This window comes from Oryzomicrobium sp. (assembly GCF_036820405.1).
Lineage (GTDB): Bacteria > Pseudomonadota > Gammaproteobacteria > Burkholderiales > Rhodocyclaceae > Oryzomicrobium.
In genome coordinates this window covers 1-14,927 of sequence record NZ_DAISLS010000006.1, presented here as the reverse complement: position 1 = coordinate 14,927, position 14,927 = coordinate 1, and the positions used below count along the sequence as shown (strand labels likewise).

At 62.0% G+C, this 14,927-nt stretch carries 11 protein-coding genes and 1 other RNA gene; 5 read left to right on the top strand and 7 right to left on the bottom strand.

Features of this window, described 5'->3' with window-relative positions; genetic code table 11:
* Window positions 1-27 precede the first annotated feature (27 nt).
* Genes pheA through gyrA form a run of 3 tightly spaced genes read right to left on the bottom strand, consistent with a single transcriptional unit; the run spans window position 28 to window position 4,872 of the window.
* Window positions 28-1,107 carry a prephenate dehydratase gene (gene pheA / locus V7Z98_RS06575; RefSeq protein ID WP_442951822.1) on the bottom strand — a complete coding sequence of 360 codons (1,080 nt, stop codon included), beginning with the start codon at window positions 1,105-1,107 and terminating at the stop codon, window positions 28-30.
* Window positions 1,108-1,129: 22 nt separating this feature from the next.
* Window positions 1,130-2,266 carry a 3-phosphoserine/phosphohydroxythreonine transaminase gene (gene serC, locus V7Z98_RS06570; protein WP_334157415.1) on the bottom strand — a complete coding sequence of 379 codons (1,137 nt, stop codon included), beginning with the start codon at window positions 2,264-2,266 and terminating at the stop codon, window positions 1,130-1,132.
* Complete coding sequence (gene gyrA / locus V7Z98_RS06565) at window positions 2,263-4,872, bottom strand: DNA gyrase subunit A (protein ID WP_334157414.1); 2,610 nt, start codon at window positions 4,870-4,872, stop codon at window positions 2,263-2,265. Before gyrA ends, serC begins: the two co-directional genes overlap by 4 nt.
* Before the next feature lie 220 nt (window positions 4,873-5,092).
* Here gyrA and V7Z98_RS06560 point away from each other — a divergent pair, with 220 nt between their 5' ends.
* The 5 genes from V7Z98_RS06560 to ssrA all read left to right on the top strand — a co-directional run bounded on the left by V7Z98_RS06560 (window position 5,093) and on the right by ssrA (window position 9,081).
* Window positions 5,093-6,430: a TRZ/ATZ family hydrolase gene (locus V7Z98_RS06560; protein WP_334157413.1), complete on the top strand. Its 1,338-nt coding sequence runs from the start codon at window positions 5,093-5,095 to the stop codon at window positions 6,428-6,430.
* 84 nt (window positions 6,431-6,514) lie between these two features.
* Complete coding sequence (locus V7Z98_RS06555; protein WP_442951821.1) at window positions 6,515-7,192, top strand: OmpA family protein; 678 nt, start codon at window positions 6,515-6,517, stop codon at window positions 7,190-7,192.
* A gap of 98 nt (window positions 7,193-7,290) precedes the next feature.
* Window positions 7,291-7,986, top strand: a complete 696-nt coding sequence (gene ubiG / locus V7Z98_RS06550; protein ID WP_334157412.1) for a bifunctional 2-polyprenyl-6-hydroxyphenol methylase/3-demethylubiquinol 3-O-methyltransferase UbiG — start codon at window positions 7,291-7,293, stop codon at window positions 7,984-7,986.
* Entirely contained in the window at window positions 7,979-8,650 is a 672-nt protein-coding gene (locus V7Z98_RS06545) for an HAD family hydrolase (protein WP_334157411.1), read from the top strand. Before ubiG ends, V7Z98_RS06545 begins: the two co-directional genes overlap by 8 nt.
* A gap of 69 nt (window positions 8,651-8,719) precedes the next feature.
* Window positions 8,720-9,081: a transfer-messenger RNA gene (gene ssrA / locus V7Z98_RS06540) on the top strand.
* A 66-nt stretch (window positions 9,082-9,147) separates the two neighbouring features.
* Here the strand turns inward: ssrA and tssH are convergent.
* The 4 genes from tssH to V7Z98_RS06520 all read right to left on the bottom strand — a co-directional run.
* Window positions 9,148-11,850 (bottom strand): type VI secretion system ATPase TssH, encoded by a 2,703-nt coding sequence (gene tssH, locus V7Z98_RS06535; RefSeq protein WP_334157410.1) that lies wholly within the window; start codon window positions 11,848-11,850, stop codon window positions 9,148-9,150.
* Window positions 11,851-12,015: 165 nt separating this feature from the next.
* A complete protein-coding gene (locus tag V7Z98_RS06530; protein WP_334157409.1) occupies window positions 12,016-13,014 on the bottom strand; it encodes a hypothetical protein in 999 nt (332 codons plus the stop codon).
* 10 nt (window positions 13,015-13,024) lie between these two features.
* Complete coding sequence (locus tag V7Z98_RS06525) at window positions 13,025-14,353, bottom strand: hypothetical protein (protein ID WP_334157408.1); 1,329 nt, start codon at window positions 14,351-14,353, stop codon at window positions 13,025-13,027.
* A 5-nt stretch (window positions 14,354-14,358) separates the two neighbouring features.
* Window positions 14,359-14,927, bottom strand: a 569-nt coding sequence (locus V7Z98_RS06520; RefSeq protein ID WP_334157407.1) for a DUF2345 domain-containing protein, incomplete at its 5' end; no start/stop codon positions are given.

The following is a 14,927-nucleotide window of genomic DNA, read 5'->3' as shown; positions in this document are numbered from 1 at the left end:
CGCGGACGCCGGCAAGACCGGTGCAGCTCAGTACACCGCCACCGGGTAGGAGCCGAGCAGCTTCAGGTAGCCGGCCCGGGCTTCGAGCTGACGCAGGGCGTGGGCGACACCGGGATCGTCGCGGTGGCCGTCCACGTCCACGTAGAACACGTACTCCCACAGGGCATGGCGCGCCGGGCGGGATTCCAGGCGGCTCATCGACACTCCGGCCTCGGAGAACGGCGAAAGCAGGTCCGCCAGGGCGCCGGAGCGGTTGGGGGTGGAGACGATCAGGGAGGTCTTGTCGCGGCCCGACGCACCGGCATCGTGGCGACCGAGCACCAGGAAGCGGGTGGTGTTGTTCGGCTCATCCTCGATGTTGGCGGCCAGCTTGGGCAGCTGGTAGCGGTCCGCCGCGGCTTCGCCGGCGATGGCCGCCGTGCCCGGCTCGGTGGCAGCCAGTTGGGCCGCCTGGGCGTTGCTGCCCACGGAAATGCGCGGCACCCCGGGCAGGTTGCGGTTGAGCCATTCGTGGCACTGGGCCAGGGACTGGGCGTGGGAGGCCACCTTGGTCACCGTGGACAGGTCGGCTTCCTTGCACAGCAAGTGCTGGTGGATACGCAGCACCACCTCGCCGCAGATCTTCAGCGAGGTGCCGAGCAGCAGGTCCAGGGTGCGGCCCACGGCGCCCTCGGTGGAATTTTCCACCGGCACCACGGCGTAGTCGGCGTGGCCTGCCTCCACGTCGCGGAACACATCGTCGATGGACGACTGGGGCAGCAGCCGGGTGGCATGGCCGAAGTGCTTGACTGCGGCCTGTTCGGAGAAGGTGCCCAGGGGGCCGAGGAAGGCGATGCCCAGCGGCTGCTCCAGGGACAGGCAGGCCGACATCACTTCGCGGAAGAACCAGGTGACGCTCTCGTTGGAGAGGGGCCCCGGATTGGTGTCCTGGATGCGGCGCAGCACCTGGGCCTCGCGCTCGGGCCGGTAGATGTGGCCGTCCTCGCCGTAGCGCCCCTTGATCTCGCCGACCTTCTGGGCGCACTTGGCGCGGCGGTTGAGCAGGTCGAGCAACTCGGCGTCGATGCTGTCGATCTCGCCGCGGACGGCGCCCAGCTCCTTCTGCAGATCGTCGTTCATGGCTGAGGCCTCAACCGCGGCGGGCCTGGAAGTCGGCCATGTAGGCCACCAGGGCCTGCACCGCCTCCACCGGGGTGGCGTTGTAGAGCGAGGCGCGCATGCCGCCCACCGACTTGTGGCCCTTCAGGCCGGCCAGACCGGCCGCCTTGGCGCCGGCCAGGAAGTCGGCGTCGAGGGCGGCGTCGGCCAACACGAAGGGCACGTTCATGCGCGAGCGCACCGACTTTTCCACCGGGTTGCGATAGAAGCCGCCGCTGGCGTCGATGGCGGCGTAGAGCAGGCGGGCTTTTTCGGCGTTGCGCGCCTCCATGGCCGCCACGCCGCCCAGGCCCTGCATCCATTGGAACACCAGGCCGGCGATGTAGATGGCGAACGTCGGCGGGGTGTTGAGCATGGAGCCGTTGTCGGCCATCACCTTGTAGTCCAGGACCGTCGGCAGGCTCGCCGGGGCGCGGCCGATCAGGTCGTCGCGCACGAGCACCAGGGTGATGCCCGAGGGGCCGATGTTCTTCTGCGCACCGGCGTAGATCAGGCCGTAGCGGCTCACGTCCATGGGGCGCGAGAGGATGTGGGACGACAGGTCGCCCACCACCGGCACGCCGGCCGGCACCGCGTTCAGCAGGGCGTCGTCGAACAACTCGACGCCGTGGATGGTCTCGTTGGTGCAAAGGTGGAAGTAGGCGGCCTGGGCATCGAAGTCGATGTCGGCGGGCGCCGGCAGGGTGGTGAAGCCGCCGGCCTCGGTGCTGCCCGCCAGGCGGGCGCGGCCACCGGTCTGGGGAGCGACCTGCTGGGCTTCCTTGTAGGCCTTCTTCGACCAGGAGCCGGTCACCAGGTAGTCGGCGGAACGGCTGCCGAGCAGGTTGAGGGGAATCTGGGCGAACTGCTGGGTGGCGCCGCCTTGCAGGAAGAGCACCTTGTAGTTGGCGGGGATGCCCATCAGCGTGCGCAGGTCGGCCTCGGTGCGCTCGATCACTGCGGTGAATTCCTTGCCGCGGTGGCTCATTTCCATGATGCCCATACCGGCGCCATGCCAGTTGAGCAGTTCGTCGCGCACCTGCTCCAGCACAGGCTGAGGCAGGGCCGCCGGGCCGGCGCTAAAGTTCCAGATGCGGCCGTAGGGTTGTTGCTGGATGGTCATGGTCATTCTTCGCTCACCTCGCCGTCGGCGCCGGCATCTTCCTCATCGCCGTCGCCCGTGTTCAGACCTTCGGTTTCCACCACTTTTTCCAGGCCGGCCAGCTTTTCGCCCTCGTCCAAGGAGATCAGGGTGACGCCCTGGGTAGCGCGGCCCAACTCGCGGATTTCGGAGACCCGGGTGCGGATCAACACGCCGCCGGTGGTGATCAGCATCACCTCGTCGGACTCCACCACCAGCTTGGCGCCGACCACGACGCCGTTGCGCTCGGACTGCTGGATGGCGATCACGCCCTGGGTGCCGCGGCCGGAGTGGCGGAACTCGGACAGGGCGGTGCGCTTGCCGTAGCCGTTTTCGGTGGCGATCAACACGGTCTGGGTTTCGTTCTCGGCCACCAGCAGGGAGATGACCCGCTGGCCTTCCTGGAGTTTCATGCCGCGCACGCCGCGGGCGTTGCGGCCCATGGGGCGGACATCCTCTTCGTCGAACCACACCGCCTTGCCGCCGTCGGACACCAGCATGATGTCGTTCTGGCCATTGGTCAGTTCAGCGCCGATCAGGTAGTCGCCCTCATCCAGGGCCACGGCGATGATGCCGGCCTTGCGCGGGTTGGAGAAGTCGGACAGGGGGGTCTTCTTGACGGTACCCTGGACGGAGCACATGAAGATGTAGCGGTCCTCGGCGAACTCCTTCACCGGCAGGATAGCGTTGATCTTCTCGCCCTCTTCCATCGGGAACATGTTCACGATCGGCTTGCCGCGGCTGGTGCGGCTGCCCTGGGGCACTTCATAGACCTTGAGCCAGTACACCCGGCCCCGGTTGGAGAAGCACAGGATGTAGTCGTGAGTGTTGGCGACAAACAGGTGGTCGACGAAGTCGTCGTCCTTGATCGAGGCCGCCTGCTTGCCCCGGCCGCCGCGGCGCTGGGCACGGTAATCGGTGAGGGGCTGGGACTTGACGTAGCCGGTATGGGACAGGGTCACCACCATGTCCTGGGGCGTGATCAGGTCCTCGATGCCCAGATCCTGGGCATAGGTGACGATCTCGGAGCGGCGCTTGTCCTTGGCCCCGTCGCCGAACTGGGCGCGGATGGCGGTCAGTTCCTCGACGATGATGGCGGTGATGCGTGCCGGCTTGGCCAGGATGTCGAGCAGGTCGGCAATGGTTTCCATCACTTCCCGGTACTCGCCGACGATCTTGTCCTGCTCCAGGCCGGTCAGGCGTTGCAGGCGCAGCTCCAGGATGGCCTGGGCCTGGGCTTCGGACAGCCGGTAGCCCTGGTCGGACAGGCCGAATTCGGGGGACAGTCCTTCAGGGCGGGACGCGTCGGCCACCGAGCGGGCCAGCATCTCTTCCACCACCGGGCTGCGCCAGGTGCGCGCCAGCAGGGCACGGCGGGCATCCGCCGGGGTCGGCGCAGCTTTGATCAGGGCAATGATCTCGTCCACGTTGGACAGGGCCACTGCCAGGCCTTCGAGCACGTGGCCCCGTTCCCGGGCCTTGCGCAGTTCGAACACGGTGCGGCGGGTCACCACCTCGCGCCGGTGGGCGAGGAAGCACTCCAGCATCTGCTTCAGGTTGAGCAGGCGCGGCTGGCCGTCCACCAGGGCGACCATGTTCATGCCGAAGGTGTCCTGCAACTGGGTCTGCTTGTACAGGTTGTTGAGCACCACCTCGGGCATTTCGCCGCGCTTGAGCTCGATCACCACCCGCATGCCGGACTTGTCGGACTCGTCCTGGATGTGGGAGATGCCTTCGATCTTCTTGTCGTTGACCAGCTCGGCGATCTTTTCGAGCAGGGTCTTCTTGTTCACCTGGTAGGGCAGCTCGTCGACGATGATCGCCTGCTTGCCACCCTTTTCCAGATCCTCGACGTGGGTCTTGGCGCGCATCACCACCCGGCCGCGGCCGGTGTGGTAACCCTCGCGCACCCCGTTGATGCCGTAGATGATGCCGGCGGTGGGGAAGTCGGGGGCCGGAATGTACTCGATCAGGTCGTCGACCGTCAGCCCGGGGTTTTCCAGCAGGGCCAGGCAGCCGGCCACCACCTCGGACAGGTTGTGGGGCGGGATGTTGGTGGCCATGCCCACCGCGATGCCGGACGAGCCGTTGATCAGCAGGTTGGGAATCTTGGCCGGCAGGATCAGGGGTTCCTGCTCGGAACCATCGTAGTTGGGACCGAAGTCGACGGTTTCCTTGTCGATGTCGGCGAGCAGTTCGTGGCCGATGCGGGCCATGCGCACTTCGGTGTAACGCATGGCGGCGGCGTTGTCGCCGTCTACCGAGCCGAAGTTGCCCTGGCCGTCCACCAGCATGTAGCGCAGGGAAAAGTCCTGGGCCATGCGCACAATGGTGTCGTACACCGCGGTGTCGCCGTGGGGGTGGTACTTACCGATCACGTCGCCGACCACACGGGCGGACTTCTTGTAGGCCTTGTTCCAGTCGTTGCCCAGTTCGTGCATGGCGAACAGCACGCGGCGATGCACGGGCTTGAGGCCGTCCCGCACATCCGGTAGGGCCCGGCCCACGATCACGCTCATGGCGTAATCGAGGTAGGAGCGCCGCATCTCGTCTTCGAGACTGACCGGTAGGGTTTCCTTGGCGAATTGTTCCATGCGTTCGGTTCCCGCCCTGCACCGAGGGCATCGTGAGCAAATAAACGAAGAATTCTAGCATGGCGGCGCCCCCGACCACGGCGCCCCGCCCTAGTGCGCCCCGCGACCGGCCGGCCGGGCAAGCGCCGCCGACCGGCGATTGGAGGTGCAAGGCGAATATGATAAATACGCAGTTCCGCCGCCCCGCCGGCCATTTACGCCTGCCCCCCCCACGATGCCCATGGCCGATCACCGCCTGCCAGACCCCGTTCCGATCGATACCCTGCTGCTGCCCCGCTGGCTGATTCCCGTCGAACCCGCCAACGTCGTGCTCGACGACCATGCCGTCGCCATCGAAAGCGGCAAAATCGTCGCCGTGCTACCCCGGGGCGAGGCCTTGCAGCGCTACGCCCCGCGACAGACCCGGGAACTGCCGGATCACATCCTGATTCCCGGCCTGATCAACCTGCACACCCATGCCGCCATGGCCCTGCTCAAGGGCTACGCCGACGACCGCCCCTTGCAGGACTGGCTGCAACGCCACATCTGGCCGGCAGAAACCCGGCTCGTCTCGCCGGACTTCGTCCGCGACGGCACCCTGCTGGCCTGCGCCGAAATGCTCCGGGGCGGCACCACCTGCTTCAACGACATGTACTTTTTCCCCCGGGAAACGGCCCAGGCGGCGTTGCAACTGGGGATGCGGGCCTCCATCGGCATGACTGTGATGGAATTTCCCAATGCCTACGCCCACGACGCCGAGGACTACCTGAACAAGGGCTTGGCCGTGCGCGACGAGTTGCGCGACGAGCCCCTGCTCTCCTTCACGCTGGCACCCCATGCCCCCTACACGGTCAACGACGCCACCTTCACGCGCATCCTGACCCTGGCCGAACAACTGGACGTCCCGATCCATCTACACGTCCACGAAACGCTCCAGGAAATCAGCGACAGCCAGGCCCAGTACGGCCTGCGCCCCCTGGAGCGGCTTGACCGGCTGGGCCTGGTCGGCCCGAACCTGATCGCCGTCCATGCGGTGCATCTCACGCCAGGGGAAATCGACCTGCTCGCCCGCCACGGCAGCTCCGTCGCCCACTGCCCGGCATCCAACCTCAAGCTCGGCAGCGGTCTCGCCCCCAGCGCCGCCCTCCTCGATGCGGGCGTCAATGTAGGTATCGGCACCGACGGCAGCGCCAGCAACAACCGGCTCGATATGCTCGGCGAGATGCGCCTGGCCGCCCTGCTCGCCAAGGGCACGACCGGCCGGGCCGATTGCTGGCCCGCCCACCAGGCCCTGCGCTCCGCCACCCTGGCCGGCGCCCGGGCCCTGGGCCTGGAGCGGGCGCTGGGCTCGATCGAAGCCGGCAAACACGCCGACCTGTGCGCCCTGGCCGTGACAAGCAGCGACCACCTGCCCTGCTTCGATCCCGCCTCCCATGTTGTTCATGTTTTAGGGCGGGAAAATGTCAGCCACGTCTGGGTTGGCGGCGAACTTTGTGTTGAAAACGGAGTCTTGAGAAACGCCAGCGATGATTCATTGCGGGTTATCGGGCAAGTATGGCAGAATAAAACTCAAGGTTAGGTCCGTGCGCACTCGCTCAGGTCAACAAACAGGACGGGACGCCCGAACCGACTCCCCGGCAGGTTTTTCGAAAAAAGAGGATCGATCATGAAGAAAATCGCGAAACACTCCTTGGTGGCGGTTCTGTTCGCTGGTCTGGGCTTTGCCGCCCAAGTCCAGGCTCAGGCTCCCGCCGCTGGCACCAGCGTTTATGCTATCGACGCCCGCGGCGTCGTCGCCCGTGACAACTTCGGCGACTGCTGGCGCACCGGCTACTGGTCCCCGGCTGCCGCCGCTCAGGACCCGAACGGCTGCACCTGCGACAAGGACATCCTGCCGAAGGAAGTCTGCGAGCCGAAGGCTGGCGCTGCCGCTACTCCCGCCGCTGCTGGCGTGAAGCCCGCCGCTGAGAAGATCACCCTCTCCGCTGACGCCCTGTTCGACTTCAACAAGGCCACCCTCCGTCCGGAAGGCAAGGCCAAGCTGGACGAGCTGGCCGAGAAGGTCAAGCAGATCAAGCTGGAAGTGATCATCGCCGTCGGCCACGCCGACCGCATCGGCACCGACGCCTACAACCAGAAGCTGTCCGAGAAGCGCGCCGCTTCCGTGAAGGAATACCTGGTCGGCAAGGGTGTTGAAGCCAACCGCGTGTACACCGAAGGCAAGGGCAAGAAGCAGCCCGTGACCGGTGACAAGTGCAAGGGCAGCAAGAAGACCAAGGCTCTCATCGAGTGCCTGCAGCCCGATCGCCGCGTTGAAATCGAAGTGATCGGCACCAAGTAATCGCTTGGCGGTCAAAAAAAGCCCTGCGCAAGCAGGGCTTTTTTATTTGTATCATCCCCGCTCCCGCTCTTTCCGTTGAAACTAATGAGTTTTTGACCATGAACGCCGATCCCGCCGAACTGCAGAAATTCAGCGACCTCGCCCACCGCTGGTGGGACCCGAACAGCGAGTTCAAGCCGCTGCACGACATCAACCCGCTGCGCCTTGACTGGATCGAACGGACCGCCGGCCTGGCCGGCAAGAAAGTGCTCGACGTCGGCTGTGGCGGCGGCCTGCTCTCCGAAGGCATGGCCGCACGTGGCGCCACGGTCACCGGCATCGACCTGTCGGAAAAAGCCCTGGGCGTTGCCCGCCTGCACCTACTGGAAACCGGCCGCCAGGCGGAATACCGGCTGATTGCCGCCGAAGCCCTGGCCGACGAGCAACCCGGCGCCTTCGACATCGTCACCTGCCTGGAAATGCTCGAGCATGTCCCGGACCCCGCCCAGACCATCGCCGCCTGCGCCCGACTGGTCAAACCCGGGGGCCAGGTGTTCTTCTCCACGCTCAACCGCAACCCCAAAAGCTATCTGCTGGCCGTGCTCGGTGCCGAGTACGTTCTCAAGATGCTGCCCAAGGGCACCCACGACTACGCCAAGTTCATCCGCCCCTCCGAGCTGGCCCGCTGGGCCCGAGCGAGCGACCTGGAGCCGGCCGAACTGATCGGCATGCGCTACAACCCGCTCACCAAGCGCTACAGCCTGGGCACGGATACCGGAGTCAACTACTTGGTGCGGACCGTCAAGAATGCCTGAAGCGCGCCCTAGCCTCGTCCTCTTCGACCTGGACGGCACGCTCGCCGACACGGCGCCCGACCTGGGCGCCGCCGCCAACCGTCTGCGGATCGAGGACGGCCTGCCGCTGATCGATGACGAGGCATTGCGCCCCTACACCTCCCAGGGCGCCCGGGGCCTGCTCTTCGCCGCCTACGGCATGACCGCCGAAGATCCGCGCTTCGAGCGTTACCGGGCCCGTTTCCTCACCCACTACGCTGCCGCCATCTGTCGCCACACCCAACTGTTCGACGGCATCGCCGACCTTCTCGCCGCCTTGGAAGCCGTCGCCATCCCCTGGGGAGTGGTCACCAACAAGCACGCCCGCTTCACCCTCCCCCTCCTCGAAGCGCTGCAACTGGACCAGCGAGCTGCCTGCATCGTTTCCGGCGACACCACCCAGCGCCCCAAACCGGCCCCTGATCCGCTCCTGTTCGCCTGCACCCAGGTGGGCGCCCTGCCCGCCGCCACTTGGTATGTCGGCGACGACCTGCGCGACATCCTGGCCGGCAAGGCGGCTGGCATGGGCACCATAGCCGTCCGCTACGGCTACCTGGGTGACGGCGGCAATCCAGTCGAATGGGGGGCCGACCACCTGGTGGATCATCCGGACGAAATCGCCACCTTGTTCGGCTTGGCGTGCTAGACTATCCATTGGTTTTCATCTGCAAAACCGACCTGAAACGGCTGCATAGCATCGCAGCCAGCGTTTTCTGGGGGCGACCTGGCTTCGACGTGGGTTGCGAAGCAGAGCAGGGCATACCGAGGACCAGTGACCTCGTAAATCCATCTGGAAACAACTAAACGCCAACGACGAGCGTTTCGCTCTCGCCGCTTAACCCGGCGAGCTCTGCACCGGCACGCTGATGGGTCGGGCCCCGCAAGGGGCAGCAGAGTCATTCACATCAGATAAGGGTCGGCTCTGCCGCATGGCCAACCACGAAAACCTAGCGGATCGCCTGAAGCGAGCCTGTTCGGCCGGCGCGTCACGGCTAAAACCCAATAGACCGGACTAAGTATGTAGAACTGCCTGTAGAGGGCTTGCGGACGGGGGTTCGATCCCCCCCGCCTCCACCATTAAAAACCCCAGCCAACCGGCTGGGGTTTTTTCTTTGGCCGAAGATATCAGCCCTTTTACCCAAATCAGGCAACGGCAACCGAGAGTTGGCCCTTCTTCACTTTCAGGCTCACCTTGCCGACGGGTTCCCCCTTGGCCATCCGTTCCAACACCGCATCCGAAATGGTGGCCAGCACAGCATCGGCAATGATCGAATCGGCATTGCGGGCTCCGCTGTCGACTTCGGTACACCGGCTCACCACCAGCTCCACCAGGGCATCGCCATAATCGAGTTCGGCACCGTGGTTGGCCATGATGCGGGCTTTCACCCGGTCCAGCTTGAGACGGACGATCCGCTTCAGGACTTCGTCCTGCACCGGATAGTAGGGCACCACATTGAGCCGACCTAGGAAAGCGGGCTTGAACGCCTTTTGCAAGTCGGCCCGCAGCAGTTCGGCCAGGTCCGATGGGGTCGGCGCCCGGGATTTCCCCTCCACCGTAACGCCGTGCTCCACTGCCCGCATAATGAGGTCGGTACCGACGTTGGAAGTCAGCAGGATCACCGTGTTGCGGAAATCCACCTCCCGCCCTTCCGCGTCTTCCAGCACGCCCTTGTCGAAAACCTGGAAGAAAAGCTCCAGCACGTCCGGGTGGGCCTTTTCCACCTCATCGAGCAGAACCACGCTGTAGGGCCGCCGGCGCACGGCTTCGGTCAGCACGCCGCCCTCACCATAGCCCACATACCCTGGGGGCGATCCCTTGAGGCCGGAAACGCTGTGGGCCTCCTGATACTCGGACATGTTGATGCAAACCAGATTTCGCTCGCCACCATAGAGAACGTCGGCCAGGGCCAAAGCCGTCTCTGTCTTGCCGACGCCGGACGGGCCGACCAAGAGGAAAACCCCCTTGGGCTTGCCCGGGTCTTCCAGATTGGCCCGGGCAATGCGCAGACGTCGAGCGATCAACTCCAGCCCATGGTTCTGGCCAATGACACGCTGCTCCAGCAGGGACTGCAGGTTGCGGACGCTATCGATCTCGTCGGCCAGCATGCGGCCGAGGGGAATGCCAGTCCAAGAAGAAATAATCTCGGCCACCGTCGCCCCATCCACGCAGTCGTAGACCAGTGGATCGGACTGGTGTAATTCCCGCAGCGCAGCCTGGGCCGCCAGCAGTTTTTCCCGGGCCTGACCGCGAGCATCGCTGACTTCACCGCCCTTGCGTTTGCCCTTGGCGGCAGGCTGCTCTACCGTAGCCGGCGGCATGGCCGCCAGCGCCTGGCGGGCAGCTTGAATGTCGTCGATCAACGCTTGTTGCCGGACAAGCGCCTCCTGCTGCACCGCCAATTCCGCCGACAGGAGACTGCGGCGGGCCTGCAATTCGGCAATCCGGCCACCGTGGGCAGCCTCGTCCTGCTCCCGGCTCAGGGCAGCAATTTCCCGGTCCACGTTTTCCACCAACCGGGTCAGGTCTTCCACCGCCGCCGGCTTGGCTGCGCGGGACAACGCCACCCGGGCACAGGCGGTATCGAGCACGCTCACCCCCTTGTCCGGCAACTGACGGCCGGCGATGTAGCGCGCCGAAAGTTTGACGGCTTCCACCACAGCCTCGTCCAGGATGCGCACCCCATGGTGGGCTTCCATGGTCGCCACCACGCCGCGCAGCATTTGGATCGCCGTTTCCTCATCCGGCTCTTCCACCTTCACCACCTGGAAGCGGCGAGCCAAGGCGGCATCCTTCTCGAAGTACTTCTTGTATTCGGCCCAGGTCGTCGCAGCGATGGTGCGCAATTCGCCCCGGGCCAAGGCGGGCTTGAGCAGGTTGGCCGCATCGTTCTGGCCCGCCTGTCCACCGGCACCGATCATGGTGTGAGCCTCGTCGATGAACAGGATGATCGGCACCAGACTGGCCTTCACCTCGTCGATAACGCCGCGCAGGCGATTCTCGAATTCCCCCTTCACGCTAGCCCCCGCTTGTAGCAACCCCAGATCCAGGGTGCGCAAGGCCACGTTCTGCAACGGCTCGGGCACCTCGCCTGCGGCAATACGCAGGGCCAGCCCTTCCACCACGGCGGTTTTGCCTACGCCCGGTTCCCCGGTAAGGATCGGATTGTTCTGCCGGCGGCGCAGCAGGATGTCGATCATCTGGCGGATTTCCGATTCCCGCCCCAGCACCGGATCAATTTTTCCTGCCCGGGCCTGAGCCGTCAGATCAACGGTATAGCGATCCAGATTGGGCATGGGGCCCACAGCCGCGGCACTATCAACGCCTGGCGAGGCGGCACTCGCCTCGCCAGGCGCCCCTCCCTGATCCCGCCCTTCAGGCGCATGACGAAGCAGTGCCGGAAGCTGGGCCTTCAACTCGGCCAGCGATACCCCGGACAAGCTGCGGCAGGAAAACTCCACCGCCCGGAACAACTCCGGAGTCGCCAACAGCCCGAGCAGCAGGAATCCCCCGCGCAAGCACGGCGCCCCATAATCCACGCTGGCCAGCAGCCAGGAAGCCTCCAACCAGCGCGGAATGCGCTCCGACAAGACCGGATTGCGGGTATTGCCACTCTTCAAGCCGGCCAAGCCAGCCATCAACTCCTCTCGCAGACGCTCCTCTTGCACGCCTAGCGCCTTCAGCATGGGAGATAGATCACCCTCCGCCTGCCCCAGCATTTCCAGCAGGACATGTTCGATGTCGACTTCATGATGGGTGCGGGACAAGGCGATATTTGCCGCCGATTCCAGTGCCCGGCGTGTGGCAGGAGTGAGTTTGCCGATCAGGGATTTGAGGTTAGTGGTCATGGAGCGTTGTTTTATGAAAGTAAATTTGGTTATTTCGAGCTTCGCTCAATGGAACGCAGCAATCGCTATGTGACGCATCTACCGATGCCCGTAGCTGACTTCATTACGGGCGCTTTGCCCAAAATGCCTAAGGGATACCCCTCTATAGCATCCATACAGTCGCCCTTAATCTGGGTTCTCCGGCTTGTAGGGATTCTTGAATTTGCTGTCGGGAAAAGTGGGCGTGGGCTTAGGCATAGGCCAGCCGCGCTTACCGGTCCACTCCTTGATGTCCGGAATCAGTCCAGGCTTTTCCCCATCGGGACATTCGTGCAGACAAACCCAGTATTTGCCGTGCTTGCCGATGACGGGACGAGGCGGGTCGTCGAACTGGGCCCAGCCGAGAAAATCGCCGATACGGGTTTTCTCGCCGTACTTGCCACCGTAGCTGGTGACATCGATATAGGGCGGCCCCGGGGGAAACTCCTGCAGGCCCATATGGGGCGGCCGACGGTAAAGCTGGTAGGTCCACTCGCGGCAGCCGAAAAGACCGATGTCCGCCTCCACCTTTTTGCGGTCGAACTTCTGCTTGGGATGGAAATAGGCATCACTACTATTTTTGGCGTAGCGGCCGTCGTCCCAGTGGGGGTGGCATAGAGCTGGAGTGAAGTCACCACCGTCACCAGACGGAAAGCCATCAAACCACTGCCCTAGCCAATACCAGTAGTCACCTGGCTTCCCTTCACCCGCCACCAACATAACCATGCGCTGTTTTTCTCCATCCAGAGTTTGTTTGGCGCGAAGTGGCTGTGGAGAACGATTGGGCGTCAGTACTAAACCAGTATTATCAAATTCAATGACCTGGATTCCAAATTGGCCGTATTTATCATAGTTATCGCCGTAGATATTTAGCTCCTGATTGGAAAACGGCAAATTTTGCAGCGGAAATATCGGATCGAATAAGTCTTCATAACTTCGAAATTCTGGAGACTTCTTTTCATCTGATTTTTTGTTTGCCATCCGGGAAACATTAAGCACCCCATCATAGCGTTCTGCTACTACAATTATGTAGCGTGCAAGCCAAGGGTAACCATTGAGCCAACGATACCATTCAATATCATATGCTGCACCACAGGAATTGAATGAACAAAACAATAACAAAAGCGAGACCAAGACAAGGCGCATGAAGCAACCCTCACGGCAATAAATATGTATCACTTGCAGTAATATGCAAGTGGTTTTGATGCGTTTTTTCGTTGGCAGACTGGTTTAAGTTTGCATCAGCTTCTTGCTGGTCATGGGTATCGGCATCCATTAGTAACGGATCAAAAATTTGCTTAATTAAAGCATTTTTCGTCAATGCCTGCTCAAAATCTCCAGTTGTAGAGTTTTTATGTTTTTTTTCAAACCGTTGTTTTGTTTGGTTAGTTTCTCTATTTGCTTCATCATATATATCCTTTGCTTGGGCTTCTCGCTGTTTCGCACCCTGAATCCCAACCTCACCATTTGCTTTTTTTACATTATTTCTCGCATTAACAAGAGAAATTTTTGCTTCCGCTAGTTTTCGTTCAGATTCCATCCATTCGGCATGGGCCATTCTCTCTTCATCGGTTTGCCAAAGTTGGTTATTTTTTTTATCGAAAACTGCAGTGCTTCCATCGACTTTTTTGACAGATTTTATATCCAGACCAAGACCGATTCGGTGTGTCGCACTACCGAACATTGGGCGCCAACCAGATGTAATTTCCATAGATGATATGGCGCAATCCCTCGCGGCCTGCAGAAAAGCAATCCAGGTACGAGGATGGACACGGGATAGGCCTTCTCGGGCGAAGTCATAGCCCTTTTTTATATTTTCCTGGCAATTGGCATCTGATCCTGTTTGAAAAACAATCTGACACTTGTTTTTATTGTCAAATTGCACGCCATATCCTATTTTGATATTGACAGAGCCACCGTACAAATCAACCATTGCTTTAGCAATGCCAGCATCTTTTTCTCCAGAATTCAGGAGGTGAGCAGTCGCTTCTTTCGTACTGTATCGGTGACTGAAACGCATCCAAATATCACCGGTGAGCCATCCTTCATAGCGTTCTTCCTTGCTATTTTTTTCAGTGTCTATCGGTTTTAGTTCGGCGATATCGTCCTGTGGCTTTGCCTTAGTTCTGATAATGGCTTTGATGTCTTTTTTGCCCACAGTCAGGGGATAAAGCAGTTCCTGCCTGAATTCGGGAGAAGCGTCACTACCTAGATAAAGGCCAATCTTGTCCCCTTCCTTGACTAGTGCCTGGATGGTGAGGATTGCAGTGGATTGCTTCGGTTTGAGCACCTTGTTTTCCGGCTGTTTGACACCGTTCCAATAGAAAGCGTAAGGCAGGCGCAATTTCTGATCAAAATGAATTTCGTAAGTTACTGCAACCTGCGCAGGAAGATGCTGAGTAACACAGGAGTTCTCCTGCTCATTGAGCAGCCCTTTGGCATCGCACTGTTTGGCTGCAGGTGATTTCTTTTCAGGCTTATTCATGGCAGTTAGCAGCACTCATCAATAGAGGAATGGTCCTGGTCTTCTTCGATCAGCCCTTCGACCAGGCCGCCCCAGGTAATTTCGACGGGGAGGGGCGAGCCTCCGTAGATACGTTGTGTACGCCCTTCCTCGTCTGTGATGCCGCTAATGACCCGACCATCGCTGAGGGTGACGCGGTAGGGCAGATTGGCGATGCCTCTGCTACCGGTCAGGTCCAGTGCCTGAAACTGTTCGTCATAGCGTTTTGCTGCCCCAGGGAGTTGGGGCATGAGGGGCGTTATGCTCGTCCCTCCCGACAAATCCAGCTTGGCGCACTTGATCGACAGGGTGCCAGGGCAATGGAAGTTGGCGTTGCCGCCGGCTAGCTTGAAATAGCCGCCGCCGGAGGTGGCGATCAGTTCCTTGCCGGCGCTGGCGGTGATGTCCTGGGTGGCGGCGGTGAAGGCCAGTTCCTGCTGGGCGACCAAGTCCACGCTCGCGCTTTGAGCCTGCACGTCGATCTTCCCCTGAGCGGCATAGAGCTTGATGGCGGTCTTGTCCTTCACGCCCTGCACAAACAGCGAGATCGACCGCC

Bases quoted from the DNA above. Each gene is read 5' to 3' on its own strand.
- serC (WP_334157415.1), bottom strand. From the start codon at position 2,266: ATGACCATGACCATCCAGCAACAACCCTACGGCCGCATCTGGAACTTT.
- gyrA (WP_334157414.1), bottom strand. From the start codon at position 4,872: ATGGAACAATTCGCCAAGGAAACCCTACCGGTCAGTCTCGAAGACGAG.
- V7Z98_RS06560 (WP_334157413.1), top strand. From the start codon at position 5,093: ATGGCCGATCACCGCCTGCCAGACCCCGTTCCGATCGATACCCTGCTG.
- ubiG (WP_334157412.1), top strand. From the start codon at position 7,291: ATGAACGCCGATCCCGCCGAACTGCAGAAATTCAGCGACCTCGCCCAC.
- V7Z98_RS06545 (WP_334157411.1), top strand. From the start codon at position 7,979: ATGCCTGAAGCGCGCCCTAGCCTCGTCCTCTTCGACCTGGACGGCACG.
- tssH (WP_334157410.1), bottom strand. From the start codon at position 11,850: ATGACCACTAACCTCAAATCCCTGATCGGCAAACTCACTCCTGCCACA.
- V7Z98_RS06530 (WP_334157409.1), bottom strand. From the start codon at position 13,014: ATGCGCCTTGTCTTGGTCTCGCTTTTGTTATTGTTTTGTTCATTCAAT.
- V7Z98_RS06525 (WP_334157408.1), bottom strand. From the start codon at position 14,353: ATGAATAAGCCTGAAAAGAAATCACCTGCAGCCAAACAGTGCGATGCC.